25 protein-coding genes, 1 tRNA gene and 1 pseudogene are annotated in these 25,143 nt (G+C 67.7%); 8 read left to right on the forward strand and 19 right to left on the reverse strand.

The features are described from left to right. Positions 1–27: 27 nt before the first annotated feature. Positions 28–1,350 carry a hypothetical protein gene (locus J2S66_RS27975; protein WP_310310260.1) on the reverse strand — a complete coding sequence of 441 codons (1,323 nt, stop codon included), beginning with the start codon at positions 1,348–1,350 and terminating at the stop codon, positions 28–30. Between the two features lie 208 nt (positions 1,351–1,558). Further along, entirely contained in the window at positions 1,559–2,140 is a 582-nt protein-coding gene (gene dcd, locus J2S66_RS27980) for a dCTP deaminase (RefSeq protein ID WP_310310262.1), read from the reverse strand. A gap of 72 nt (positions 2,141–2,212) precedes the next feature. Here dcd and J2S66_RS27985 point away from each other — a divergent pair. Next, positions 2,213–2,283: transfer RNA gene (locus J2S66_RS27985), tRNA-Gly, on the forward strand. Between the two features lie 95 nt (positions 2,284–2,378). Here J2S66_RS27985 and J2S66_RS27990 read toward each other — a convergent pair. The 5 genes from J2S66_RS27990 to J2S66_RS28010 are packed head-to-tail and all read right to left on the reverse strand — an operon-like array spanning position 2,379 to position 6,142. Then, a complete protein-coding gene (locus J2S66_RS27990) occupies positions 2,379–3,554 on the reverse strand; it encodes a tyrosine-type recombinase/integrase (RefSeq protein WP_310310264.1) in 1,176 nt (391 codons plus the stop codon). Continuing rightward, positions 3,554–3,784 (reverse strand): helix-turn-helix domain-containing protein, encoded by a 231-nt coding sequence (locus J2S66_RS27995; protein ID WP_310310266.1) that lies wholly within the window; start codon positions 3,782–3,784, stop codon positions 3,554–3,556. The genes J2S66_RS27990 and J2S66_RS27995 overlap by 1 nt, the downstream gene beginning before the upstream one ends. Further along, positions 3,781–4,059 (reverse strand): MerR family transcriptional regulator, encoded by a 279-nt coding sequence (locus tag J2S66_RS28000; protein ID WP_310310268.1) that lies wholly within the window; start codon positions 4,057–4,059, stop codon positions 3,781–3,783. The genes J2S66_RS27995 and J2S66_RS28000 overlap by 4 nt, the downstream gene beginning before the upstream one ends. After that, entirely contained in the window at positions 4,056–5,390 is a 1,335-nt protein-coding gene (locus J2S66_RS28005) for a replication initiator (protein WP_310315119.1), read from the reverse strand. Before J2S66_RS28005 ends, J2S66_RS28000 begins: the two co-directional genes overlap by 4 nt. A 17-nt stretch (positions 5,391–5,407) precedes the next feature. After that, positions 5,408–6,142: a hypothetical protein gene (locus tag J2S66_RS28010; protein WP_310310270.1), complete on the reverse strand. Its 735-nt coding sequence runs from the start codon at positions 6,140–6,142 to the stop codon at positions 5,408–5,410. Here J2S66_RS28010 and J2S66_RS37215 point away from each other — a divergent pair. Together J2S66_RS37215 and J2S66_RS28015 are read left to right on the forward strand one after the other, a co-directional pair. Then, positions 6,042–6,266, forward strand: a pseudogene (locus J2S66_RS37215) (helix-turn-helix domain-containing protein); the annotation flags it as partial. The gene J2S66_RS28010 and the pseudogene J2S66_RS37215 sit on opposite strands and share 101 nt — an antisense overlap. A 100-nt stretch (positions 6,267–6,366) precedes the next feature. Continuing rightward, the gene (locus tag J2S66_RS28015) at positions 6,367–7,023 is read left to right on the forward strand and encodes an IS630 family transposase (protein ID WP_310315122.1); all 657 of its coding nucleotides are present in this window, start codon (positions 6,367–6,369) and stop codon (positions 7,021–7,023) included. A gap of 139 nt (positions 7,024–7,162) precedes the next feature. Here the strand turns inward: J2S66_RS28015 and J2S66_RS28020 are convergent, their stop codons facing one another. Then, on the reverse strand, positions 7,163–7,363 hold the full coding sequence (locus tag J2S66_RS28020) for a hypothetical protein (RefSeq protein WP_310310272.1): 201 nt from the start codon (positions 7,361–7,363) through the stop codon (positions 7,163–7,165). A 165-nt stretch (positions 7,364–7,528) separates the two neighbouring features. On the opposite strand from J2S66_RS28020, the gene J2S66_RS28025 reads away from it, so the two are divergent. Beyond that, a complete protein-coding gene (locus tag J2S66_RS28025; RefSeq protein WP_310310274.1) occupies positions 7,529–7,942 on the forward strand; it encodes a hypothetical protein in 414 nt (137 codons plus the stop codon). On the opposite strand, the gene J2S66_RS28030 is transcribed toward J2S66_RS28025, so the two are convergent. Further along, complete coding sequence (locus J2S66_RS28030) at positions 7,931–8,716, reverse strand: hypothetical protein (protein ID WP_310310276.1); 786 nt, start codon at positions 8,714–8,716, stop codon at positions 7,931–7,933. The genes J2S66_RS28025 and J2S66_RS28030 overlap by 12 nt on opposite strands. A 474-nt stretch (positions 8,717–9,190) precedes the next feature. Here J2S66_RS28030 and J2S66_RS28035 point away from each other — a divergent pair, with 474 nt between their 5' ends. After that, on the forward strand, positions 9,191–10,543 hold the full coding sequence (locus tag J2S66_RS28035; protein WP_310310278.1) for an IS630 family transposase: 1,353 nt from the start codon (positions 9,191–9,193) through the stop codon (positions 10,541–10,543). Between the two features lie 136 nt (positions 10,544–10,679). Here the strand turns inward: J2S66_RS28035 and J2S66_RS28040 are convergent, their stop codons facing one another. Further along, entirely contained in the window at positions 10,680–11,090 is a 411-nt protein-coding gene (locus J2S66_RS28040; RefSeq protein ID WP_310310279.1) for a hypothetical protein, read from the reverse strand. Between the two features lie 2,403 nt (positions 11,091–13,493). On the opposite strand from J2S66_RS28040, the gene J2S66_RS28045 reads away from it, so the two are divergent. Together J2S66_RS28045 and J2S66_RS28050 are read left to right on the forward strand one after the other, a co-directional pair. After that, the gene (locus J2S66_RS28045) at positions 13,494–14,069 is read left to right on the forward strand and encodes a Uma2 family endonuclease (RefSeq protein WP_310310281.1); all 576 of its coding nucleotides are present in this window, start codon (positions 13,494–13,496) and stop codon (positions 14,067–14,069) included. 108 nt (positions 14,070–14,177) lie between these two features. After that, positions 14,178–14,561 carry a hypothetical protein gene (locus J2S66_RS28050; protein WP_310310284.1) on the forward strand — a complete coding sequence of 128 codons (384 nt, stop codon included), beginning with the start codon at positions 14,178–14,180 and terminating at the stop codon, positions 14,559–14,561. On the opposite strand, the gene J2S66_RS28055 is transcribed toward J2S66_RS28050, so the two are convergent. The 5 genes from J2S66_RS28055 to J2S66_RS28075 all read right to left on the reverse strand — a co-directional run bounded on the left by J2S66_RS28055 (position 14,558) and on the right by J2S66_RS28075 (position 18,372). Further along, positions 14,558–15,484, reverse strand: coding sequence for an aminoglycoside phosphotransferase family protein (locus J2S66_RS28055; protein WP_310310286.1), 927 nt, complete (start codon positions 15,482–15,484; stop codon positions 14,558–14,560). The two genes, J2S66_RS28050 and J2S66_RS28055, sit on opposite strands and share 4 nt — an antisense overlap. A 30-nt stretch (positions 15,485–15,514) precedes the next feature. Next, positions 15,515–15,910: a DUF5313 family protein gene (locus tag J2S66_RS28060; RefSeq protein WP_310310288.1), complete on the reverse strand. Its 396-nt coding sequence runs from the start codon at positions 15,908–15,910 to the stop codon at positions 15,515–15,517. Further along, positions 15,907–16,356, reverse strand: coding sequence for a MarR family winged helix-turn-helix transcriptional regulator (locus J2S66_RS28065; RefSeq protein ID WP_310310290.1), 450 nt, complete (start codon positions 16,354–16,356; stop codon positions 15,907–15,909). The genes J2S66_RS28060 and J2S66_RS28065 overlap by 4 nt, the downstream gene beginning before the upstream one ends. A gap of 61 nt (positions 16,357–16,417) precedes the next feature. Beyond that, positions 16,418–16,804 carry a hypothetical protein gene (locus J2S66_RS28070; protein ID WP_310310291.1) on the reverse strand — a complete coding sequence of 129 codons (387 nt, stop codon included), beginning with the start codon at positions 16,802–16,804 and terminating at the stop codon, positions 16,418–16,420. A 59-nt stretch (positions 16,805–16,863) separates the two neighbouring features. Further along, positions 16,864–18,372 carry a sodium:solute symporter family protein gene (locus J2S66_RS28075; RefSeq protein ID WP_310310293.1) on the reverse strand — a complete coding sequence of 503 codons (1,509 nt, stop codon included), beginning with the start codon at positions 18,370–18,372 and terminating at the stop codon, positions 16,864–16,866. Positions 18,373–18,692: 320 nt separating this feature from the next. Here J2S66_RS28075 and J2S66_RS28080 point away from each other — a divergent pair, with 320 nt between their 5' ends. Continuing rightward, positions 18,693–19,322 carry a LuxR C-terminal-related transcriptional regulator gene (locus tag J2S66_RS28080; protein ID WP_374726218.1) on the forward strand — a complete coding sequence of 210 codons (630 nt, stop codon included), beginning with the start codon at positions 18,693–18,695 and terminating at the stop codon, positions 19,320–19,322. Positions 19,323–19,452: 130 nt separating this feature from the next. On the opposite strand, the gene J2S66_RS28085 is transcribed toward J2S66_RS28080, so the two are convergent. From J2S66_RS28085 to J2S66_RS28100, 4 genes are all read right to left on the reverse strand, one after another. Beyond that, complete coding sequence (locus J2S66_RS28085; protein ID WP_310310297.1) at positions 19,453–21,291, reverse strand: acyl-CoA dehydrogenase; 1,839 nt, start codon at positions 21,289–21,291, stop codon at positions 19,453–19,455. Positions 21,292–21,561: 270 nt separating this feature from the next. After that, positions 21,562–22,308 carry a DUF1206 domain-containing protein gene (locus tag J2S66_RS28090; RefSeq protein WP_310315125.1) on the reverse strand — a complete coding sequence of 249 codons (747 nt, stop codon included), beginning with the start codon at positions 22,306–22,308 and terminating at the stop codon, positions 21,562–21,564. 108 nt (positions 22,309–22,416) lie between these two features. After that, positions 22,417–24,138 carry a VanW family protein gene (locus J2S66_RS28095; protein ID WP_310315129.1) on the reverse strand — a complete coding sequence of 574 codons (1,722 nt, stop codon included), beginning with the start codon at positions 24,136–24,138 and terminating at the stop codon, positions 22,417–22,419. 703 nt (positions 24,139–24,841) lie between these two features. Further along, positions 24,842–25,135, reverse strand: coding sequence for a GroES family chaperonin (locus tag J2S66_RS28100; RefSeq protein WP_141984069.1), 294 nt, complete (start codon positions 25,133–25,135; stop codon positions 24,842–24,844). Positions 25,136–25,143: the final 8 nt, after the last annotated feature.

Genomic DNA, 25,143 nt, shown 5'->3' on the forward strand with positions numbered 1-25,143 from the left:
GCTAGCGGTGGCGGCCGTCCGAACGGGTCAGGCGCGACGGCGGCGGCGTGCCGCCAGGAGGACCAGCGCACCGCCCCCGAGCAGCAGGAGGCCCGTCAGGGCGATCCCGAGCGGCGCCGCGCCCGTGCTCGCCAACCCGCTGCCGCCGGTCGCCGCCACGATCGCCGCGGCCCCGGGGGTGGTCGTGCCGCCGGGCGCGGGCGACCCCGTCGCACCGGGCCCCGGTGTGGTGGGGGTGGTGGTCGCCGTCTCGCCGGGCAGGTACGCCAGGGACACGATCGCGTGGTTGTCCCCGGCGTTCACGTCGACCCGCCCGAGCCTGCTCACCGGCCGAACGAACAGGTGGATCCGCTCGATCGCCGGGTCGTCGAGCCGGTAGGTCAGGCGGACCTCGGTGGTCTCGCCCACCTCCAGCGGCTCGCGCAACCCGAACTCGATGCCCATCGGGTCCGTGACCTCCAGGTTGTCGCTCGCGCGGACGAACTCCGGGACGTCGCCGAACACCGTGAAGTCCGGCAGGTCGGCCGCCTCGCCGCGGTTGGTGACCGACGCGACCAGGGTCACCTCGTCGCCGATCCGGTGGGCTTCGCGCGCGGGCTCCAGGCGGACCCCGTCCACGGCGAAGTCCGCGTCCGGTCGGGTGTAGCGGACGTCGGCGCGGTGGGCGTCGGCCTCGACGACGTCGAACCACCTCTGCCGGGTCGTCGGGTCCACGTCGTGCTCACCCGCGGTCGGGGCGATCTTGAAGTCGGGCCACCGGTCCTGCGCGCGCAGCACGTGCCTGCCGAAGGCGAGGTCGTGGTACGCGTACGTGCCGTCCTCGCGCCACTCCGGCGCGGGCAGGACCACCACCGCCTCGTCGCCGTGGAACAGCGCGACGGTGTCGCCGCCGGTCACGGCCTTCTCGTGGGGCTGCTTCACCCCGTCGCGGTCGCTGTCGACGAACACCGAGCCGGTGAGCGTGCCGCCGCGCACGCCGAAGTCGTAGGTGCCGCCCCCGACGTCGTGCAGCGAGTCGGGGGTGGTGGGCTCGTAGTGGGAAGCGGTGCGGTTGTAGATCGCGAACCCCGTGCCGGCGGGCAGGCCGCTGATCCGGTAGCGGCCATCGGCGTCCGTGGTGGACTCGCCGAGCCACTGCTTGGTGCCCTCGTCGAAGACCTGGACCACGGTCCTGCTCGCCCACACGAGGGGCGGCTCGCCCGCCTCGGGCGCGCCGTCCGCGTCGCGGTCGAACCACACGCGGCCCTCGACGGTGGCGGTGCCCTCCTGCGCGTTCGCCGGGACGGCGCCCAGGACGACCGCGCCCAGGGCTAGGCAGGCGGCTGCTGCTCGTCTGGTCCTGCTCGACACGTGGAATCCCCCCGAAGATCGAATGCTCCACCTTGTCGTCGCGATGCGAGCGGTGTTCGTTTCGAGACCCCGGTCACAGCGCTGCGAGCGGGCGGGCGCGGGCCTGGTGGTGAACCCGGCCATCGCGTTCGTGCTGGACTTCGACGACTCCCCGAACGCCGCCGAGCTGGAACGGGCGCGCGCCGGCCGGGTACGGCGACCTGGAGCTCTAGCGCTCCGTCGGGGAGCGGTGGAAGTTCAGGTGGGCGCGCGACGGCGTCGGGCCGCGCTGGCCCTGGTAGCGCGACCCGGCCTGCTGCGAGCCGTACGGGAACTCGGCCGCGCTGCTCAGCCGGAACAGGCAGAGCTGCCCGATCTTCATGCCCGGCCACAGCGTGATCGGCAGGTTGGCGACGTTCGACAGCTCCAGCGTGATGTGGCCGGAGAAGCCGGGGTCGATGAAGCCCGCCGTCGAGTGCGTCAGCAGCCCCAGGCGACCGAGGGAGGACTTGCCCTCCAACCGGCCCGCCAGGTCGTCCGGCAGGGTGACCAGCTCGAACGTGGAGCCGAGCACGAACTCGCCGGGGTGCAGCACGAACGGCTCGTCGTCCACGGGCTCGACCAGCGAGGTCAGGTCGTCCTGCTGGACCGAGGGGTCGATGTGCGTGTACCGGGTGTTGTTGAAGACCCGGAAGAACCGGTCCAGGCGGACGTCGATGCTGGACGGCTGCACCATGACGTCGTCGAACGGCTCCAGGACGAGACGTCCGGAGTCGACTTCCTTGCGCAGGTCGCGGTCGCTCAACAGCACGGCGACAGCCTAGGTGGGGAGACGCGGTACGCCCCGCCGGGGTGCTTGTGTATGATCGGTGACGCACCGCAGGCGGGTGTAGTTCATTGGTAGAACGACAGCTTCCCAAGCTGTAGAGGCGGGTTCGATTCCCGTCACCCGCTCAGTAGTCGAAGGCCCAGGTCAGAGCCGGTTCTCCCGGTTGACCTGGGCCTTCGGCGTGTTCGGGCTAGAGCGTCACCGTGCTGTCCACGTGCTGTCAGCCGACCGGGACCAGGACCCCGGCGGAGCCGTCATCGTCGTCCTTGCCGCCGCCGCGCTCGCGCTCGACCAGGCCGCTGAGACCGGCCGCGATCTCCCGGGACGCCTCCGTGGTCGCGTGCTGGTAGATCAACGCCGCCCGAGGGCTGTCATGCCCCATGCGCGCCATCAGGTCCTTGGTGCTGGCCTTGGTGCGAGCTGCGAGCGTGTTCCCGGTGTGCCGGAGGTCGTGGAAGTGCAGGTGAGGCACGCCGAGATCGGCGACCGCCTTCTTCCACCCGGTGCGCGGGTTGAAGTCGCCCCGCCGGAGCGGGTTACCGCGCTGCCCTGTGAACACCCAGGCATCGGGAGCCGAGGCGGTGAACTCGTCCAGGTGAGCGAGCAGGTCAGCCCTGATCGCTTCCGGGAGCGCCACCGACCGCAGTCCGGCCCGTGACTTGGGCGGGCCGTAGACCAGGCCCCGGCCGGGCAGCTCCACGAACGCCCCGGCGACGCGAACCGCACTGGCGTCCGGCGCGATGTCCATCCGCCGCAGAGCGGTGATCTCGCCCCACCGGAGCGTGGCGAACGCCGCCAGGAGCACGAAGGCCCGGTACCGCCGGTCAGCCATGCGCGAGGCCAGCTCGAACACCTGGGCCACGGTCAGCACCGGCCGTTCGTCCGGGTTCTCCGAGCCAGCGCCGCGCACCTGGCACGGGTTGCGCGGGATGATCCGGTCCTCGTTCGCCGCCGTCATTAGCACGGCCCGCAGCAGCCGGTACGCCTTGGCGGTCATCGACTCCGAGACGCCCGCAGCGAGCAGCCGCGCCCGCCACTGCCTGATCATGGGCGTGTCGAGCTGACCGAGCTGGACCGCGCCGAGGTGCGGCGTGACGTACTTGGTCAACAGCCACCCGTACAGGTGCACCGTGCGGGGACGCAGGCCGGGGCGCTCCGCGATCCAGCGTTCCGCGTACTCCTGGACCGACACCTTGGCCCGGTTGGGGTTCATCCACTCGTGGCGCATGATCACGCTCTCGACCTGGACCAACCACCGGTCCGCGTCTCGTTCGCCCGCGAAGGTGTCAGGTGCGTTGTGCCGCTGACCGTCAGGCCCGAGGTAGCTCGCCTGGAAGCGTCCCGAGGGCAGCTTGCGGACCCAGCCGAACCGCCGACGACCGTTCTTGCGCGCCATCAGACAGCCCTCCGCAGGTCGCGCAGGACCGAGTCAGCCGTGATCGGCTCGACCCTGCCCGCCTGGACGAACGCCTCCAGATCAGCCCGCTTGAACCGCACGTGCCGACCGAGCTTGTAGAACGTGATGCGCCGGTCCGCGATCAGCCGCCGGACGAACCGGATGGACGTGTTCAGGTAGGCCGCCGCTTCCGGCACCGAGTAGTGCTCGCCGCTGGTCGTCTGCTTCACCACGCACCGCCTTCGCGGGGGAGGTTGTCCCACCAGGTCTTGAGGTCGGTTCGCGCGCTGAACCAGTAGCCGCCGACCTGGGTACCGGGGATGGTCCCGTTGGTCAGGTACTCGGTGGTGACGCCGATGCTCAGGTCGAGCAGGAAGGCCACCTCGGTCAGCGTGAACAGGGAGGCACGCGGGTCGATCTCGACTTCCGGGCCGTCGTACGGGTCGCCCTCCGAGGGCAGGTCGAACGGGTTGTTCGGGCCGGGGACGGGGTCGAAGGGGTTCATGCTGGGGTCTCCTCCCCGGTGCGGCGGGTGAGTTTGCGGGATGCGATGGCTGCGGCGAGTTCGCGTTCGGCGTCGGTGCGGTAGCCGACTCCGGTCATGGCCCAGTCGTTGACCACGAGCACGGTCGAGCTGTCGGTGACGCCGAGGCGGTCGAGCTGTTCGGCGAACCGGTGCTCCGCGCGTGCCGTCCGGAGGGCGGTGAAGGTGACGGAGTAGCGGCGGGACTTGGTCAGGAAGTGGCCCCGGAAGCCGAGCATGTGCGCCCACTTGCGCAGGTTCAGCGCAGCGAACTCGGGCAGGCCGCCGAGCCGCCAGGCGGTGGAGATCATGGCCTTGTGGTGCTCGGAGACGTCCAACCCGGCGATGGACTCCTCACGCTTGATACGGGAGTCCACCCCCGAGGTCGCGCCGGTGCCCTTGGTGGCGTACTTGGCGATGTAGCCAGCCACCTTGCGGTCGTGCACCACCGCGTCCACGTCGTCGGTCTCGTGGGCGGCGATGGGTTCGGCGTCGACCTGCTCACCCCAGGTCAGCGTGTGCTGTCCCACGGCGTCGCTGTCCTTGGTGGTGACCGCGACGGAGGCAGCCGCGGAGCGCACCACCGCGCACAGCAGCTCCGGCGTCACGGCGACCGGCGCCGGTGAGCCTGGCCCGTCGGGGCCGTCCACGCGGATGACGGCGTGGAAGTGCACCAGGCCACGCCGCTGGTACTCCGCGACCTTCGCGTAGGAGATGCGGAGATGGTCGCGCAGCTCTCCACGCCGGATGCCGAGTGCGTCGGCCAGGTGGCGGGCGGTGGTGATGGTGAATCGTCGCCACAGCTCGGAGGCGTGCGCCTGCCACAACACCGCGCCCACGTAGTCGTAGGTGGTCGGGTCGAGAGGGGTTCCGAGTCGGGTGTCCGCGTCGTGGTGGAACTCCCCGCACCCGCACCGCCGCGCCTTGCCGGAGCGGGTACGGGGCTGGTTGTGGACCTTGCCGAACGACGGCGGGGTCAGCGTGGCGAACACCCGCACATGCCCCGCCACCGACTCCGGCACACCCTTGCCCCCGGTCAGGCCGGAGCGCACCAGGTGGAAGGTGTCGGAGGCGTAGCGCGCCGAGCAGGGCTCGCACACCGCCTCACGTCGGTTGCCGCACGGCACCAACAACGACCCCTCGAACCCGTCCAGCACCACACCGGCCGAGGTGTGCTCCACGCGGGTCGAGCCGGTCAGCCGGACCGGTCGGGCGCAGCCGTGCACCGACTCCACCCGACGCCGCCACGACCGGTAACCGTTGGAGCGCAACAGGTTCGTCAACCGCTCGTCCTCCGTGGACAAGCGAGACACCAGAGCGGCGGTCGTCATCAGACCCACGCCTCCACGTCGCCCAGGTCGCTGACCGTCACGACCTCACCGCCGGAGGGCCGGAACTGACGTGACCACCACCCCGACGTGGTCCGACCCACCCAGAACACCTCGTCCGGGCCGACGAAGTCGTAGACCTCCCCGTCCTCCACCAACACGTCCCACTCACCCGCGCACAGGCCCAACCGCTCCTCCACCACCGCACCCACGAACGCGGGCAGATCCCGGAACACCGACCGGGCGAAGGTGGTCGAAGTCAACGGGTTCGGGTCCGAGAACCGGAACTCCCGAGGAGCAGCAACGTCCTGCAAGATCGGCCGCTCATCAGCCAACACAGCCAAGGTCATGTCCAGCCCTTCGAGGCATGGACCCAGCGCACCAACTAGTAGCGTGTCGCTGCTTAGTTGTGGCGCTTGCGGCTGGGAGGCTGTTGTCCGGCAGGTCCCTTTCCCCTGCCGGACAAGGACTGGTGTGGTGGTATCGCATTTGAAGCGGCCGGTCAGGCTGTCGGCACGGGATCGTGAGGAGTTGATCCGGTGGACCACGACGGGTGTGCATCCGGCGTCGTCGATCATGCGGGCCCGGGTGCTGCTCGCGCTGGACACCTCGGCAGGCGAGCCTGGTTCGAAGGAAGTGGTCGCGGCGCGGCTCGGGGTCTCGGGCGAGACGCTGCGGCTGGTCGCCAGGCGGTTCGCCGAGACCGGCGGCGATGTCCTGGCCACGATCTCGCGCAAGAAGCGCGACCTTCCGCCGGTGCCGTCCCCGGTGACCGGGGAGGTGGAGGCCCGGCTGATTGCCCTGGCGTGCTCGGCGCCGCCGGAGGGGTATGCCCGGTGGTCGTTGCGACTGCTGGAGAAACACGTCCAGCTCACCGAGGACATCCCGGACCTGGACCACTCGACCATCGGCCGGGTTTTGAAAAACGGAACTGCGTCCTCATCTGAGGAAGTCCTGGAACATCCCGCCGCGGGCCAACGCCGAGTTCGCCGCCCGCATGGAGGACGTCCTCGCCGTCTACGCCCGGCCGCACGACCCCGCCCGTCCCGTGGTGTGCATGGACGAGAAACCCTTCCAGCTCCTCGGCCAGGTCCGCGACCCGCTGCCGGCCCGGCCGGGCAAGGATGCCCGCGAGGACAGCGAATACGCCCGGTGCGGCACCTGCTCGATCTTCGTGTGGGCCGAGCCCTTACGCGGATGGCGCCGCGTGCACGCCCTGGCCCAGCGCACCAAGATCGACTGGGCAGGGCAGGTCAAACACCTGCTGACCGTGGACTATCCCGACGCCGAGACCGTGGTACTGGTCATGGACAACCTCAACACCCACGGCATCGCCTCGCTCTACGAGGCCTTCGAACCCGGCGAGGCCTTCGCCCTGGCCCAGCGCCTGGAGATCCACCACACCCCCAAACACGGGTCCTGGCTCAACATCGTCGAGATCGAACTGTCCGCACTGTCCCGGCAATGCCTCGACCGCCGCATCAGCGACCTCGACACCCTCAACGCCGAACTCGCCGCCTGGCAACACGCCACCAACGCCAACCAGCGGGGAGTCGACTGGCAGTTCACCACCGACGACGCACGCGTCAAACTCCGCCACCTATACCCCAAAGGTTAGATGCGACGGTCTACTAGCCAGGTGACGTACTCCCGGTGCCGGTACGTGACCAACTTGACGAACGGTGCGCGCGGTCCCTGCATGGCGACCCTCCTGATAACCGGGTTATCGCTGCTACCGAGATCAAGGGTTACGCCGACTACCGCCCCCGAGGGTCGTGCTCGCCGTACGTGACCAGCGCCCGGTTCAGCTCATCGGCGGTCGCCAGCTCGTCCACCACCAAGGCGAGGCGCGCCAGGCCCACCGGGTCGAGCACGCTCAACACGGTATGCGCGATGGCCGCGAAGCGGGCGGCCGAAAGGTCGGGTGGCAGCTTGAGCGTGATGCTGCGGTTGGTCACGAACTGAGCGTGCCGCTGGGCCAGCGGCCACACAAGGCGTGGGACCAGTGGGGCGGCTGCGGGCGCTCTGTAACAAGCACGGACTAATAACCGACAGAGCGGCAAGCAAACTCAACAGATGGGTGACTCATGGAGCAGCCGACACAGAGTACAGGCCAGCGATCTATGAAGCAGTTTGCGCAGAGCGTCGCGGTAAACGTACTGGCGAACCTGATCGCAGCAGCGATTATCTACCTGCTTGGCGTTGGCTTCAAAGTCCTACCAGCCAACCCCGGCCTGATTCTCGTCGCCATATTATTGATCGGACTGGTCGGCGGCTTTGGCCTGCTCATAGCTGGATGGGTTGCATCGGAACGAGGACATTCAAAGCGAGCCGACAAAATGATAGGCATAAGCTCCCTGGTGATGGGACTTGGCATACTACTCCCTAGCGCCTACGTCTACTTTGTTTGGCACAAGTCCGCCGTACCTATGTCCCTATTAGCTTTTGGGGTGTTCTTCACGCTCGTCGGTAGCGCCTACCTCCGTCTTACCTCTTCCCCACGGAAGAAAGTCATCCGGAAGTCCTCACAGCCGTGACATTCGCGCATCGACGAGATACCTGATGCCTTCCTCTGATTGAGCACCCACCACAAGAGCGCGCGTCTGTCGATCATTGTACTTGCCAGCCGCTATCAACTGATCGCGCGCCTCGTCCAGTCGTTCTCGAAGTTGTATCAACGACCTGGCTTCGTCGGGCTTCATGGTTCGCTTTGCTGCCATGATCATGACTACCTCGCCAGTATCCATCATGAAGGCGGCTAGCGGCAGGTAGCCCTTAAGCTCGATCGTCTGTCCGGTCGGTTTCATGTAGGCAAGCATGATAAACCCGACCTCATCAACCTCGGGTGGCGACAGCCAAACCATGTCCCGCTTAGGTATCGCCCCAGGATCGGCCGTCATGATTTGATCGCCAGACGTCATGATGGCGAACGCAGGCGTATAGCCCTCAAACTTCGGGACTGGTCGCTCCCACTGGTCGATGATACGAGTGCCCATCTTCTCGATGGCATCCGCCACAACGGGGTGCCCCGTCGGGTTGCCTGCGATCCACTGGACGCGCCAATCACCACTCTTGTGCAAGCTCGTCTTGAGGAGCTGGCCAGTAGACCGCTCCATGACGTAGACCTCACCCTTGCGTGCAACGGCCACCTTCCAGATAGCCGCTCGCCGTTCGGGCGTGCCGAACGCGAAGTTCAGTTCTCCCTTTTGTGGGCGCAGTGTGACCGACTGCGGCTGACCATCGTTGTGTTGAATCACAAAGGTGTAGGACTCCAACGACGTCGGTCCGCCCTGTTGTGATTGAGCGCTCATACACAGACGGTACGCCCCTACTGCTGTTACCGCCAGCGCAAGTCAGGCACAGCCACAAAATGACGCCATAAGCGTTTTGTTTCAGATCAGGAATTTTGAAGATTTTTTGATTTCAGCTTTTGGCTTCACAAAGCCTTAAACAACGTAAGCGCATACGCGAAAGTTGCGATTTCAATCATGCTAATGCTTGCACAGCCTCAAACTATGGGTTAAAAACGATCACGGCCGCCAGCAAACGAACCATTGGAGGGAATGCAATGGCACGTAAAGTCGTAACTCTCGACGATCTGGATGGAACCAGTGAGGCCGCTGAAACCATCCTCTACCTGTACGACGGTCAGTATCTAGTGGTGCGTCTCGGAGGGTTGACCCGGTAATCGATCAGCTGGGTTGATCGGCCAGGCTGGTCCCGCATGTCGAGTGCGGGAGGTGGTCGTGGCTCGTCGTCCGAGTGTGTTCGTAAGGCCCTTATCGATGGAGGAAGGCCGGAAGCTCCAGCGGATCACCAGGACCGCGAAGGACCCGGTGCGGCTGAGGCGGGCGATCGTGGTGCTGATGTCCGGCCAGGGCCAGGCGGTCCGGGACATCACCTCGTTGATGCAGGTCAGCGAGGACTACGTCCGTGACGTGATCCACGCCTTCAACGATCGGGGGTTCGCGGCGCTGGACCCAAAATGGAGCGGCGGGCGGAGTCGGACGATCGGTGAGGCGATCCGTGAACGGATCTGCCTGATCGCCCGCACTGCGCCCGCCGACTGGGGCATCACCGCGTTCTCCACCTGGTCTCTCGCGAAGCTGCGCGAGCACCTGCTCGACCGCGGCACCGTCGCCGCGGTCAGCCGGGAGACGCTGCGGCGCATCCTGCGCGACGCAGGCGTCTCCTGGCAGACCACCACCACCTGGAAGGCCTCCACCGACCCGGACTTCCTCTCCAAAATGCACCGGATCCTGGACCTCTACGACCAGCCGCCCCACGACGGGCGCGTGATCTGCGTCGACGAGTTCGGACCGCTCAACCTGATGCCGCGCAAGGGCAAGGCCTGGCGACCCGCCGGGTCACCCCGCCGATTACGGGCGACCTACAACCGCCACCACGGCGTGATGCACATGCTCGCCGCACTCGACCTGACCACGGGGAAGATCCACTATCGGATCCGGCGTCGCAAGCGCCACGCCGAGTTCCTCGACCTGCTCAAGACGCTGCGCGCCCGGTGGCCCGGTCAGCGGCTCTACCTGGTCATGGACAACTTCTCCCCGCACCGGCACCCCGACGTCCGCGACTGGGCCGCCGACAACGACGCCGAACTGGTGTTCCTGCCGACCTACTCCAGCTGGTTGAACTGGATCGAGGCGGAGTTGCCGCCCTGCGCTACTTCGCCCTCAACGGCACCGACCACCGCACCCACGCCGAGCAGAACGCCGCCATCGGCTCGTTCATCCGCTGGCGCAACGCCCGAGCCCGGCCCAAGACCGGTTTCGCCACCGACTCACCCATCCGCACCTGGACCCATTACCCGGCCAAGGCTGCGTGACAAGCCACTAGAAGTTGACCTGTCCGAAGAAAATGCCGCGAAGTTCCGCAAGGCGCTCGCTCCCTACATCACTGTCTCAAGGACGGTTCCCGCAAAGGATGCCGGTCGGAGGGTACTGTCGAACGGCAGCACGCAGACCGCCATCAATGCAACCGTCATTCTGGACGAGATCGACCCAGCCATCGTGCGTGCTTGGGCGATCAAGAACGGTCATGAGATCAGCGAGAAGGGCCGGGTGCCACAGAACATCGTGGAAGCCTGGCGGCAAGCGCAGGTAGCAACTAGCGCGTCCTAACCGGCGCATAAGGGTCGTAGGCACTTCGGTGCTTACGACCCTTTACCACGAGGTCACTCGGGTTACATATCCTCGACCTCGTGGAGAAATAATAACTAACGAAAAACCGCTCAGAGCCGAGGCCCTGGGCGGTAAGTTATGAGGTCAGACCGACCGCGGTAGCAAGTTCTAGGAGCTGCTTAAGGTGAGCAAATCTTTCCTCAGCTCTCCAGGTGAATTCCATAGTGCGGCCTTCATCTGGGATAGCGAGACAGTCCCACGGAACCTCAATAGTCGGGTCGAAATTCTCGTAGACAGTGCCAAGCTCACTGCACCAAAATATGGCAGACCGATGATCCGATGCAGCCATTCTCGCCATGTCGGGTACTGCGCGTCGCAATTTCAGCCACATACGCGCGATTTCCAAGTACGACGGCCGATAGCAATCGGCATCCAGGGCACAGAGCAGCTCACGCGCTAGGTTGTCGATGCCCGCCTTTTCCAAATCATCTTCAACTTGCTGTAGCGAGCGGACGTCTTCAACCGGACTGGAGATAATCAAGCGCAAGTGGCGCATTATAGCTCTCCCTTTTAGTTCGGTACGGGCCACTGGCGTTGGCGTACGCCAATGGCCCAGACCGAACGGAGAGAGCCGTTCTGCCCACTATGAACTAATCGGCTTAATAAATCAATAGTTAGGCCGCATTTCGCCACGGGGTTGACCTTCGACCGCGAGGGTCGAAGTCGTTCCAAATGCGTCTGACCTGTGCGTCGGTCAAGAACGTAGAAAGGCCATCCGGTATCCCGAGCGCATTAGCGCGCTCACGCACTTTATGGACAGTTTTCACGGCTAGACCTCTCGCCATATGATGAAAGCCCACTGGGCCGCCATCACTGGGCCACTGCGAGTCTTGGAAGTTGAACCCGGTCACTTCCTCAATCTCGCGCAAGTGTGCAAGGTTCATCACCCGTCCAAAATCCGGGTCAGGCCGCCCATAGTACAACCAGCGTTTCCTCCGGTAATCCGTCCACTTCCAGACCCACCACGGTTTCAGTGGGTCTTTAGACGGCACGACACTGCGACCCGACTGGAACAGGAGCCACTCGTGGCCGTGACAGTACCATTCGGTGTACCGGTCATCGGAAACCACAATCCCGCCACAATCTTTCGCAATGCCCAATACGATCGGGTCGGCCTTTTGACTGGGTGGTGCGACACGAATCTTGCCGAATCTAATCCAACTCTCGAACTTGGAGATATCATCCGGCTGGAGCCTCTTCCGCCAATGCGGGTCTGACACCAACCGGAGGTCACATGGTGTAATACCTCGCCGCTCAAGCCATTCCCCTAGAGAACCAAGCGCAACCTCTAGATGGTCGATACTAAGCGGCTCACCTTCGGGCCAGCCCCGATGCATGACGTTGAACACGTCCACAGCTACGACTGTGCCCGTAATACCAGGTTTCAAGTACGACACGAGACCAGCTCCAATTGTTCGATGTCATAGGCAACTCCTAAATAATTGGTGCGTTAACTTGTAGGCCACAGGGTCCGGCTTCGCCGCGACCGCTGGTGCCGCCTCATAGCGTAGAGCGACAATTCCAGGTGGGCGCATCACCCGATCGGGTGAACGTGCTAACGCGGCAGGACGAAGGGCCGACACTCCTTGTATAGCGACCCACTTGAAGCAAGTGGGCTATTAAGTGTGCCTGGCTCCACGAGCGGGCTAGCTGCACTGATAGGCCGGTTCAACATCACCAGGCCGCACCAACCCGCCGCCCGCTTGTGATCGCAGCAAGATCAAGCAACCGCCCGAGGTGGTCAGGCGGACCGCGCTGAGCCCACCAGCGGGAGCGAGGCGACAACCATGCCATTACTACGGTCCTGCCGCAGCAGGCCGACGAGGAGAGCGCAAAAGCCCACCGCTTCTGCGGTGGGCTTTTGGCTTTACTAAGGTATTTCCTCAGTAGTTTGAGTTTCTTACATTTGGTGGTCCTAAATAGACAAAGGCGAAACTTGGCTCAGCTTAGCCATTTGACGCCTAGCCCTGATCCTCAGCCTTTGGGCCGCCCACTATCGCACCACAGCCAAGGCAAAGGGCGAACCCTTCCGGCGACACTTGCCAGTCATGGTTATACCCGGAACCGCCACACATCGGCACCCGCTCATCAGGCGCAAGACGAGCGCCTAGCGCCTTAAGTCGAGCGCGCGCCTCTTTTTGCTCGCTTACGGCGACCTCAACCATAGCCTCAACCAGCTCTCGCGTGTTGGTCTTCTTAGGCTTAGTGTTGTCGCCTGAGACTGGTTGGTTCGGCATGGCATCTCGCAGGTTACGAAGATCATTATATGCCAAAGCGTGCCTAACAGGAAAAGCCCGCCTACATGAACGTAGACGGGCAGGTAGAACCGATCTGACGATCAGCTATTTAGGTTGGTCGAAGCTCCCAACGGTCACCCGTCAGGGAGCGCATACCGCCAGCGCTAAGCCATAGTCGCTGGTGGTCTTTGTTGATGAAGGTACGACCTGGGAGTGCGGTTTCACCGCACCCGCAGGCACACAGTTGTTGATCTTGGTCTTGATGTTGATCTTGCTCGTCAGCGCCTCGCAGCACTGCGGAGCGTGCGGCACTCGTCACTCTACGTTGCACGTCGGAGTTTGACAGTTGTCCCGTCAGGTGCTCAGCGAGTCGAAGGCCCAGGTCAGCGCCGGTAAGCCGGTTGAGCTGGGCCTTCGTCGTGTTCGGGCGCTGCCCCGCTTCCCCTCGCAGGTGGGACGAATCCCACCTCTGCCGTATCGTTGCTTGGGGTCCGCCCCGCGCGAGCGGAGGTGGTCCGCACCTGGCCCGGTTCACCCGGGACGCGAGCCCTTCCCGGATGCGCGGGCGCACTCGGTAGGCTCGTGCACCAGGTCGACGGATCTTCCTCCTGCGCGAGACGGGCTCACCGGCAGCAGCGCCTCGGAGGCCACCCATGACCAGTGCACGCCGCTTGGACGGCTACACGTTGGAAGATTGGGAGCGCCTTGAGCCTGCGGAGGGCCACCGCGTCGAACTGGTCGACGGGCGGTTCGTGGTGAGCGCGGCCCCGGCTGTCGCGCACCAACGCGTCGCGGATCGGCTCTGCCGGTTGCTGGACGACGCGGTCGCCGACGGCGGCATGGAAGCGGTGACGGCGGTTGGCGTGCGCGTGGCCCCCGGACTGGGTTACATCCCGGACGTGGTGGTGTGCACGGAACTGGTGGAGACCACCGCCGTCGAGGTCGCACTGGTGGCGCTCGCGGTCGAGGTGGTCAGCCCGTCGACCGCGCGCCGTGATCGGTTGGAGAAGCCCGCCGCGTTCGCTGCCGCCGGAGTGCCTGCCTTCTGGCGGGTGGAAGTCGGTCGTGAAGGTGGGCCGGTCATCTACTGCTACAGGTTGGACCAGGGCGTGTACGTGGAAACCGTGACGCTCCAAGGCGGTGCCACCGGCACCGTCGACGTTCCCGGCGGTGGAACCGTCACGTTCGACCCCGCCGACCTGATCGGCTCGCGCCGTCCCCGCTCGTGATCACGGAGGCCCGGGTCGACCCGGGCCTCCGTCGTGTCGATCCGAGGGGGATCACGTGCGCGAGACCGCTGCCGCGGTGCCGTCGGACTGCCGCGAGGCGTCGAGCCCGTGACGACCTACTTGCGCTTCCAGGGCACGGAACGCCACGAACGCGGGTTCTTCCCCGGGATCTTCATGCTGGTCAACGGGCTGGCGCGGGAAGGGCTGCTGACGGACGAGCAGGAGCGGTTCCGGCGGGTCGCCAACGACTGGTATGACGCGGCCTACGTGACGCCGTCGCACGTCGACCCGACCGTGTTCGACCGGGAGGTCAACCCCGGTGCGGTGGCCTGGTTCAAGGTCGACGGGGCGCGCCACCTGGTCGAGCGGATCGACGGCTACCTGGAGATCCTGACCGCGCACGGCATCGGGTGGGAGCGGGTCGAGTCCTCCGACCCCGGCCGGGTCGTCTACGAGGACGAGCACCAGGTCGTGGTGGTGCCGCGCGATTAGCGCAGCCAGGTCGTCCACTCGGGCAGGGAGGCCAGCGCCGTGCGCAGGTCCGCCAGCAGCCGCAGGGAGTGCGGGCCGGCCGCGGCGCGTTCGGCGGGGGTCACGGGGCGGTGACCCAGCGCCCGCCACAGCATCCACGCGGCGCCGCCCAGGCAGACGAGCAGGAGGCCCGCGAACGAGGAGGCGTCCGCCGGGGGTCGGCGGCCGCCCGCCGACTCGTACGCCTCGACGACGGTGGTGAAGGCGGCGCGGTCGGTCAGGTCGGCGAACGCCAGGGCCGAGCGGGTGACCTCCCACTCCGCGTGGTCCTCGGCCGCGCCGTCCCAGTCGACCAGGAGCGGGCCCGATGCGGTGTGCAGGACGTTGTCCGGTTTCACGTCGCCGTGCGTGCGGACGGGGGTGAGGGCGGTCGTGTCGCACGCCTCGACCAGCGCGACGGCCTCGGCGATGTCGGGCAGGTGGGCGCGGACGGCGTCGGTGAGCGGACCGGGGGCCTCGTCGAGCCACGTCAGCCACTCGTCGACGGGGTGTGGTCGCCGGTTGGGCGTCCCGCCGGCGGGCAGGGCGTGCAGCGCGGCCAGCGTCGTGCCCGCCCAGGCCGGCACGGGCGACGGCGGCACGGGGTCGTGCCACTCGTGCGCCAGCCAGCTGCGCCCGTCCACGTCGGCGAGCAGCGGCGCGGACTCGACGGGCGGGCGCACGGGGCGCGGCATGGGCAGGCCGCGCGACCACGCGTCCAGCTGGATGGACGCGGACACGAGGTAGGCGTCCACCCACCACTGCTCGTGCGAGCGGTTCAGGCGCTTGACGGCCCACGTGCCCCGGGTCGTGCGCAGCCGCCACACCAGGTGCGACGCGCCCCCCGGTACCGGGACGTGGTCGAGCACCGCGCCGAGGTCGAACGCCCGTGCCACCGCTTCCACGACGGGCACGCTAGCCGAGGCCGCGTCCGGTCAGGACCCGTTTTCCGTCGTGCGCCAGACCGCCCGGTAGCGCTCCTGGTCGCGCTCGGCCCGCGCGCGCCGCACCTCGGCCGCCGCGCCGCGCGGGTAGCCGTACTTGGTCATCCGGTGGTCGGTGCTCTCGATCGCGTACGACACGCCGAAGTAGACGCCCACGATCAGGCCGAGCGAGCCGCACGCGACGGCCAGCGGCCACGGCGAGCCGAGGCCCAGCACCAGGGCCAGGGTGATCGCGATGGTCAGCGGCAGGACCTGGAGGAACATCCGCATGCCGAACCAGAGCAGCCACGACGGCTTGGTCGCCTGCTGGAAGACCCACTCGCGGTGGCGCTGGGGCAGTCGTCCGCCGAGCAGGTACCAGGCCCGCAGCGGCAGCCCGGGCTTCACCTGCGCTCCGCGGCGGCGATGACGCGCGTCAGCACGCCGTGCAGGTCGCGCAGCTCGTCCAGGGACATGCCGAGCTTCGCCACGATCGCGGGCGGGATCTCCAGGGCCCGCTCGCGCAGCGCCGCGCCCTCCGGGGTCAGCGCCACGGCCAGCATCCGCTCGTCGGCCGCGTCGCGCGACCGGGTCACGTAGCCGACCGCCTCCAGCCGCTTGAGCAGCGGGGACAGCGTGGCGGGTTCGAGCGCCAGCATCCGGCTCAACTCCTTCACCGACAGGGGGGCCCGACCCCACAGGGCGAGCATCACCAGGTACTGGGGATGCGTCAGGTTCATCGGGTCGAGCAGCGGGCGGTAGAGCGCGACCACGTTCCGCGACGCGATGGACAGCGCGAAGCAGACCTGCCGCTCCAGGTCGAGCGGGTCTTCGACGTTTAGTGCACTAATCATTAGTGCCCATATTACTCGGGGCGGAAGGGTTCGTGGGTGCGACGACCACCACAGGCCCTGGCTACCTGGCCTCCAGCTCGGCCCACCCGCCGCCGACGGCGAGCAGCGCCCGCACCGACGCGGCGTGCTCGACCACGCCCGCGAGGTCGCTGTGCAGCAGCGCGGCCCGGTCCGCGTCGACCGGCACGTGGTCGTCGCGCCACAGGTCCACGGGCAGGCTCACCACGAACACCACGGAGTCGACCAGCCGCAGCACGGCCGCCAGCGGGTCGCCGGGGTAGGTGCCGCGGATGTCCGCGCACTCGGCGAGCAGGTCGGCCAGTCCGCGCACGGCGGTCGACGGCACGCCGTCCCAATCCGGCGCCGGCCAGACGCGCGTGCTCAGCGCCATCCAGAGCCGCCACCCGGCGTGCGACTCGGCCTCGTCCCGCGGCTGCCAGGCACCCATCCCCCCGCTGTGCGGGTGCGCGACGGCACCCGCACAGCGGAGGTGGTGCTTCACACAGATCAGGCGCGCACGGGCTCGCGCTCGTCGTCGGACTGGAGCGAGTCGACGAGCGCCGCCCGGTCCGCCGACGGCTCCGGCTTGATCACCAGGCCGATGAGCAGGTACAGCACCAGCGACACGAGCAGCGGCCAGGACACGATCACCGCCTGCGTGACGAACTCGCTCTTGTTCAGCTGCATCACGTACAGCACGGCCCACGTCAGCAGGCCGCCGATGGTGGAGCTCATCGCCGCGGTCGGCCCGACCCGCTTGAACCACGGCAGCATGCCGAGCATCAGCGGGATCGCGATCGGGCCCATCGTGGCCGCCACCAGGGCGATCACCACCTTGAGCACGAAGCCCTTGGTGTCGGCGGTGAGCGCGATCGTCATGCTCAGCCCGATGAACAGGAAGGTGGTGATCCGGGCCAGCCTGAGCTGGGACGCCTCACCGAGCCTGGTCGCCCCCTTCCACAGCCTGGGCAGCATGTCCCGGGTGATGACGGCGGAGATCACGTTGGCGTCCGAGGACACCATCGCCATGGTGTGCGAGAAGAAGCCCGCCAGGACCAGGCCGACCATGCCCGCGGGGAGCATGGCCTTGCCCATCTCCACGTACGCCTGCTCGGCGTTGGCCTCCATGCCGGGCACGATCAGCGGCGCCGCCCACATCGGGAAGAACAGGATCAGCGGCCAGACCAGCCACAGGAAGCTGGACAGCAGCGCGGACCGCTTGGCCGCGGCCCCCGTCGGCGCGGCCATGTAGCGCTGCGCCAGGTTCCACATGCCGCCGTTGTACTCCAGCGTTTTGATCAGGAACAGCGCCATGAAGAAGATCATCGTGTACTGGCCGGACAGCGGGTCGGAGTGCGACTCGGGCAGCTGGTCCCAGATCTCCCACATGAAGCCGATGCCGCCGAAGTGCGCCGCGACCGCGACGAACATGGCGATGCCGGCGAGGCCCTGGATGATGAACTGGCCGAAGTCGGTGAGGGCGTCGGCCCACAGGCCGCCCATCACCGAGTAGACCATCGTGACGACGCCGACCAGCGCGATGCCGAGCCAGATCGGCACGCCCGCGAAGCCCTGGAGCAGCAGCGCGACGGCGACCCACTTGGCGGCGATGTCGACGACCTTCAGCGCCGCGCCGGCCCACGCCATGATCTGCTGCGTCGGCACGTTGTAGCGGCGGGCCAGGTACTCCAGCGGCGACTTCACGCCGTGCTTGGAGCGCAGCCTGTTCCAGGTGCCGGCCCACAGGAACGCGCCGATGCCCACGCCGACGCCGATCGTGAGCGCCCACCAGATGTAGACGGTGAGCCCGAGGCGGTACGCCTCGGCGGCGAAGGCCACGAACATGACCGCGCTGTAGCCGGACATGTGGTGCGAGATGCCGGAGAGCCACCACGGCATCCGACCGCCCGCGGTGAAGAAGTCCGCGATGTTCTTGATCCGCCCGCGTGACCAGTAGCCGATGGCCACCATCACGAAGAAGTACCCACCGACGACGACCCAGTCGAGGGTGCCCATGAGACCTCCACGAGTGCTCCGGCCCACGGGGTGGCTGCGCGATCTTGCGGGCGGCGGTGCGCGACGCCCCACATGGGTGTGTGACGTACGTCTTACGAGGGTGTTGCCCCGTGCGGAAGGTCACAGGAGATCATTGAGTCACATTCGTGACTCTTGTTCATGTATGTGACGCGGAAGAGCGCGAAGTTTTTTCATGGAACCGCGTCATAGGGGTCACCCGAACGTGTCGCATGGTCATGCGAACCGGTGTCAACGCGCGTCCGCCCTCGGCGGGTGGCGATCGGCGTGCCGCGGGACCGGGGATCGCCCTGGTCGACCCCGTGCCGCTGTACCGCGAAGGGGTGGCGGCCGTGGTCAGGCGCACGCCCGGCCTGCACTGGCTCGGCTCGACCGGCCACCCGCACTCGGCCGTGCGCCTGCACGAGCACCTGCGGCCGGACGTGCTGCTGATCGACTCGGTCCTCGACCCGCAGGGGCAGCTGGCGACCCTGCTGGCGGGCAACGACCCGGCGCTCGTGGTCGTCTCGCTGGTGCGCGAGCCGCACCGGACGGCGAAGTACGTGCGGGCGGCCCTGTCGGCCGGCGTGCACGGCCTCGTGCCCCGGGCGGGCGAGATCGGCGAGGTGCTGCAGGCGATCGTGCGGGCGCACGCCGAGCGCGTGTACGTGGACCCGACCCTCGCCCCGCTGGCCGCGGGCTTCACGCCGACCGCCGAGGCCGGTTCGCGGCGGTCGCTGTCGCGGCGGGAGTACGAGGTGCTCCAGCTCATCGCCGACGGGTTGGAGAACCAGGCCGTGGCGGGCGAGCTGTACGTGTCGGTCGAAACCGTGCGCACGCACGTGAAGAACATCCTGCGCAAGCTGCGGGCCCGCGACCGCACCCACGCGGTGTCGCTGGCCTACCAGGCGGGGTTGCTGACGAGCGGGACGAACGCCCACCCCGCCGGCTGACCCACCGGGAGTCCAACGCCCAGGTCCGACGAGTTCTACGTCCAGGACCCCTGAGTTCCACGTTCGACCACCGGGTTGGTGACCTGGACGTAGAACTCAGGGGTCCTGGGCGTTGGACTCTCGGGTCAGGTCAGAACGACGCCTCGTCCACGTCCATCAGCGAGTTGTCGGTCGTCTCGGCGATCCTGCGGCGCGCGGTCAGCTCGGGGAGCACGCTCTTCGCGAAGAACGACGCCACCGCGACCTTGCCCTCGTAGAACGCCTTGTCGCGCGCCGACACGGTGCCGTCCAGCTTGGCCAGCGCCACGTCGGCCTGGCGCAGCAGCAGCCAGCCGACCAGCACGTCACCGGCGGTCATCAGCAGGCGGACGCTGTTCTGGCCGACCTTGTAGAGGTTGCGCACGTCCTCCTGCGAGCCGGTCAGGTACCCGACCAGCGCGCCGAGCATGCCCTGGAGGTCCTCCAGCGCCTGCTTGAGGAGGACGCGCTCCTCCTTGAGCCGGCCGTTGCCGCCCTCGTTGTCCAGGAACGCCTGGATCTCGCCGCTGAGGAAGCCCAGCGCCTGGCCCTTGTCGCGGATGATCTTCCGGAAGAAGAAGTCCAGCGACTGGATGGCCGTGGTGCCCTCGTACAGCGAATCGATCTTCGAGTCCCGGATGTACTGCTCGATCGGGTACTCCTGGAGGAAGCCCGAGCCGCCCAGGGTCTGGAGCGACTGCGCGAGCTGCTCGTAGGCGCGCTCCGAGCCGACGCCCTTGACGATCGGCAGGAGCAGGTCGTTGACCTTCTCGGCCAGCTCCTTGTCGGGGCCGCCCAGGGCGATCTTGTCCTGCTGGGTCGCGGTGTAGAGGTAGACCGCGCGCAGGCCCTCGGCGTACGCCTTCTGGAGCATCAGGCTGCGGCGCACGTCCGGGTGGTTCGTGATGGTGACGCGCGGCGCGGTCTTGTCCGTCATGCGGGTCAGGTCGGCGCTCTGCACGCGCTCCTTGGCGTAGGCCAGGGCGTTGAGGTAGCCGGTGGACAGCGTGGCGATGGCCTTCGTGCCGACCATCATGCGGGCGTACTCGATGACCTGGAACATCTGCGCGATGCCGTTGTGCACCTCGCCGAGCAGCCAGCCCTTGGCCGGGACGCCGTGCTGGCCGAACGTCAGCTCGCACGTGGTCGAGACCTTGAGGCCCATCTTGTGCTCGACGTTGGTGACGAAGGCGCCGTTGCGCTCACCGGTCGACTCGCCGCTCTGCGGGTCGAAGTGCCACTTGGGCACCAGGAACAGCGACAGGCCCTTGGTGCCGGGCTTCGCCTCGATGCCGGGGCCCTCGGGCCGCGCCAGCACCAGGTGCATGATGTTCTCGGTCATGTCCTGGTCGGCGGACGTGATGAACCGCTTCACGCCGTCGATGTGCCAGGTGCCGTCCTCCTGGAGCACGGCCTTGGTGCGGCCCGCGCCCACGTCGGAGCCGGCGTCGGGCTCGGTCAGCACCATGGTGGCGCCCCAGCCGCGCTCGATCATGATCTCGGCCCAGCGCTTCTGCTGCTCGGTGCCGTTGCGGTGCACGACGGCGGCGAAGTTGGGGCCCGCCAGGTACATGTAGACGGCCGGGTTGGCGCCCAGGATCAGTTCGGAGGCCGCCCACTGCACCGACGGCGGGATGCCGAAGCCGCCCAGCTCGTTGGGCAGGGACAGGCGGTACCACTCGCCGTCCCAGACCGCCTGGTAGGACTTCTTGAAGGACTCCGGCAGGGTCGCCGAGTGGGTCTTCGGGTCGAAGACCGGGGGGTTGCGGTCGGCGTCGGCGAAGGACTCCGCCAGCGGACCGACCGCCAGGTTGTTGAGCTCGGCAAGCACGCCGCGCGCGGTGTCCTCGTCGGACTGCTCGAACGGCCCCGTGCCGAGGTGGTCCTGCACGTTGAAGACCTCGAAGAGGTTGAATTCGAGGTCCCGGACGTTGCTCTTGTAGTGACCCATCTCGTCGCTCACTCCATGCTGGTCGGGGCGGTCCCCTACTGACCGGTAACAACAGGGTATTACCTGTCAGTAACCCCGGCAAGGCCGCTTGACCGGGTTGTGGCCAACCAGACGCCCCGCGGGTGCCGTCCGACCGTGGCGCGCACCCGGGAACCGGTGGCGCCCGGCCCCGGTGACAGCACGGACCCGGTGACAGCACGGACCCGGTGACAGCACGGGGCCGGCGCCCCAGGAGGAGGTGGGCGCCGGCCCCGATGACCTGGCGGCGGGTCAGACCTTGTGGGCCTTGGCCGCCGCGAAGCAGTAGACGCCGAAGCCGAGGAAGCCCAGCGCGATCACGGCCAGCAGGAAGACCCCGTACGGCTGGGCCGCCAGGGTGTGCAGCGCCTTGTCCAACCCGCCGGACTCCGACGCGTCGGCGTTGAGCGCGGCCAGGCCGACCAGGACGCCGATCAGGGCGTACGCGATGCCCTTGCCGATCCAGCCGATGCGGCCGGTGCGCTCGACCCACTTGCGGCTGCCCGCGGGCAGCTCGGACATGTCCAGGTCGCGCTCGAAGGACTTCTTCACGCCCTTGCGCGCCACCATGAAGCCCAGGGCGATGATCGCCAGCGCCGCGATGCCCACGATGACCTGCCCGAACGGCAGCGCGAGGAACTTCGCGGTCCACTCCTGGGACTGCTGGGTGGAGTTGCTCTGCGACGAGCCGGTCGCGTAGTTCACCGCCGCGATGCCGATCGCGGTGGCGGTGATGGCACGACCCACCGAACCGAACCGGTGGTAGACGCGCTTGCGCTTCTCGGTCTCCCAGCTGTAGCCGGAGACGGCCATGGTGACCTGCCACACCGCGAAGGCGAACAGGCCGATCGCGATGACCCACAGCAGGAACGGGCCGAAGCCGGTCTCGGAGAGGAGGGCCACCGCGCCCTTCTGGTCGGTGCGCTCACCGGAGTCACCGAACACGACCTGCGCCGTCAACGCCGCCAAGAGCACGTGTACGACCCCGTAGCAGACCATCCCGGCGCGCCCGAGGACCTGGACGGCGGGATGTCTCCGCACTTCCGAAGCAGTGGTAGCCACGATCGGGTGACTACCCAATCGTGGCTACCGGCGAAACCCGGGGGGTCATCCCTCGCAGATGATCTTGAACTGCGGGTCGTACCGGACCGTCCGCGACTCGCTGCGCGACTGGCCCGTGCGGCGGTCGGTGATCGTGCGGGTGTCGGTCACCGAGAAGCCGGGCGCCCCGTTGCTCGGGCTGCACGGCTTGGTCGTGACCTTCTTCTCCTGCGGCGGCGTCGGGTTGAACTCGGCGCTGGTGGAGCCCGTCACGTCGTAGTTCTTGGTGCCCCACAGGACGATCTTGATCGACGAGGGGGTCCAGATCGTCTGGATCGCCACGCCCGTCTCGTCCGGGTTGGTGAACTTGATGTCGATCAGGCTGTTGCCGGCGTTGTCCATGAACACGGTGGCCTCGCGCCCCTTCGGGTAGCGCGTGATCCAGTAGCTGTGCTCCTTGTGGCCGGCGTCCTTCATGCCCGCGTTGTAGTAGGCGTTGTAGAGCGTCGTGGCGAACTGCGAGATGCCGCCGCCGACCGCGCGGCCGGGGATGCCGTTCTCGATGATGCCCGCCTCGACGTAGCCCTGCGCCGTGCCGCGCGGACCGGTGTAGCCGTTGAGGCTGAACGTCTCGCCCGGCTTCACGATCGCGCCGTTGACCTTCTCGGCCACCACGCGGATGTTCGTGCCGGAGTCGGCCGCGAAGCCACCGGTCTGGAACTCCCCGATGACCTCCTTGATGCCCATCTTGTTCGCCTGCTCGGTGGTGACCTTCGCGGGCGTGTGCTTGTACTCGGCCTTGATCGCGCGGTCGTCGCCGCGCTTGAGCACGTCCATGAAGGTGGCCAGGGACTTCTCCCAGTCGACGCCGAGGCCGTCGACCGACTCCTTGACGGTGGGCCGGCCGCCCTCGAACACAATCTCGGCGTCCTTGCCCTCCTTCTCGGTCTCCTTGAGCTGCGGACCGGCGTGCTCGACGACCTTGTTGTTGTCGACCTTGGCGTTCAGGCTGCCGTCGTCGGCGGGCTCGAACACCAGCACCGTGCCGAGCTGCTCGGGCGTGAGCGTCGCGTCCTTGCCCTCGCCCTTGATGATCACCGGCGCGGCGACGGCGGGCTTGGCGACCTCGTTCAGCGTCTTCTCGACGCCCTCCTTGGTCGTCTTCACCGGGGTCGTGGCCACCGGCAGCTCGACCGTGCCGCCGTCGGCCCAGGAGGCGAGCATCGCCTCCGACGCGCCGGGCACGTCGAGCTTCTGCCCCTGCTTCGGGTCGACCGCGACGGCGTTCGCGCCCTCGAAGCGGATCGTGCCCTCGGCCGGGTCGTGGTCGGTCGTGCCGCGCAGGCCCTCCAGCGCGGCGGTGAGCTTCGCGTCGTCGTTCTTGGTGGCGAAGCCGACCTCGTGCGAGGTGAAGAACGAGGTCAGGCGCGTGATCGGGGACAGCGGCTGACTGCCGGCCTGGTCGAGCGTCCTCGTCCAGTCGAGCTCCAGGCCCGCGGCCTTCGGGTCGACCTCGACCTCCACGTCGCCCGCGCGCGCCTTCACCGGCGCGGCCAGGCGCGGACCGATCTCGTCGCGCAGCTTCTGCTCGGCTTCGCCGTGACCCATGCCGCCGACGTCCACGCCCGCGACGGTCACGCCGCGCGGCACGTTGCCGGAGGAGATCAGGATGTCCAGCCCGTAGAGGACGACCAGCACGCCGATCGCGGCGGCGGCGATGAGGCCGGTCTTGCGCAGGCGCTTGCGCTTGGCGTCGGCCTCGTCCGCCTCGGCGCGCTCGTCGACCATGACCGGGCCGTACACGCCGGAGTCGTTCGGCTCGGGCGCGGTGACCGGGGTGGCGAAGACCGTGGTCTGCTCCGACGCCGACGGCTGCCGGCCGAACCCGCCGGGCGGGGTGTGGATGGCGCGGGTCTGCTCGCCCGCCGCCGGCGGCGGGGGCGTGACCGGCGGCGGCGCCATCGCGCGCGTCTGCTCGGCCGGGATGGTCCGGGTCTGCTCGGCGGGGATCGCGCGGGTCTGCTCGGCGGGGATCGCGCGGGTCTGGTCGGCCGGGATCGCGCGCGTCTGCTCGGCGGGCTTCTGGTCACCGCCGGGGTCGCGCGCCTGCTCGCCGTTCAGGTTGCGCGTGGTCTCGCCGGACAGGGCGCGGGTCACGTCGGTGGGCGGCGCCGGCCGGGTGGAGTCCGGCAGGGGCAGGCCCTTGGGCGGTGTCAGGTTCCGGACCGTCGCCGCGGGATCGGGCTCGGCGTCCGGCTCCTCCTGCGGCCACGCGGCCTCCTGCACGGAGGACGCCTGGATGTGCGCCGTCCGTTCGGATGCGGTGCCCGACGGGCGGACCGGCTCCATGGCCTTGGTCCGCTCGGCGTCGTACTCCGGTCGCTGGTTCTCCGGCACCGCTCCCCCTCTTGCCTGTCCGCAAGCTCCTGGGACTGATTACCCGACCGTCGTCACGCGACGATCACGGTCGGGCGGTTCACTGATAAACCCGTCACAGGTAAAGCCCGGTCCCGTGGTCCGTCCGCTCGGTGGCGGTGGCGTGCACGTCCCGTTCCCTCATCACCAGGTAGGTGTTCCCCTGGACCTCGACCTCGAACTGGTCCTCGGGGTTGAACAGCACGCGGTCGCCGACCTTGACGTGCCGCACGTTCGTGCCGACCCCGAGCACGTCCCCCCAGGCCAGGCGCTTCGCCATCTGGGCGGTCGCCGGGATCACGATGCCGCCGCTGCTGCGGCGTTCGCCGTCCTCCGGCGAGATCCGCACCATCACGCGGTCGTGCAGCATCTGGATCT

Origin of the sequence: Saccharothrix longispora (assembly GCF_031455225.1) — a bacterium.
Lineage (GTDB): Bacteria > Actinomycetota > Actinomycetes > Mycobacteriales > Pseudonocardiaceae > Actinosynnema > Actinosynnema longispora.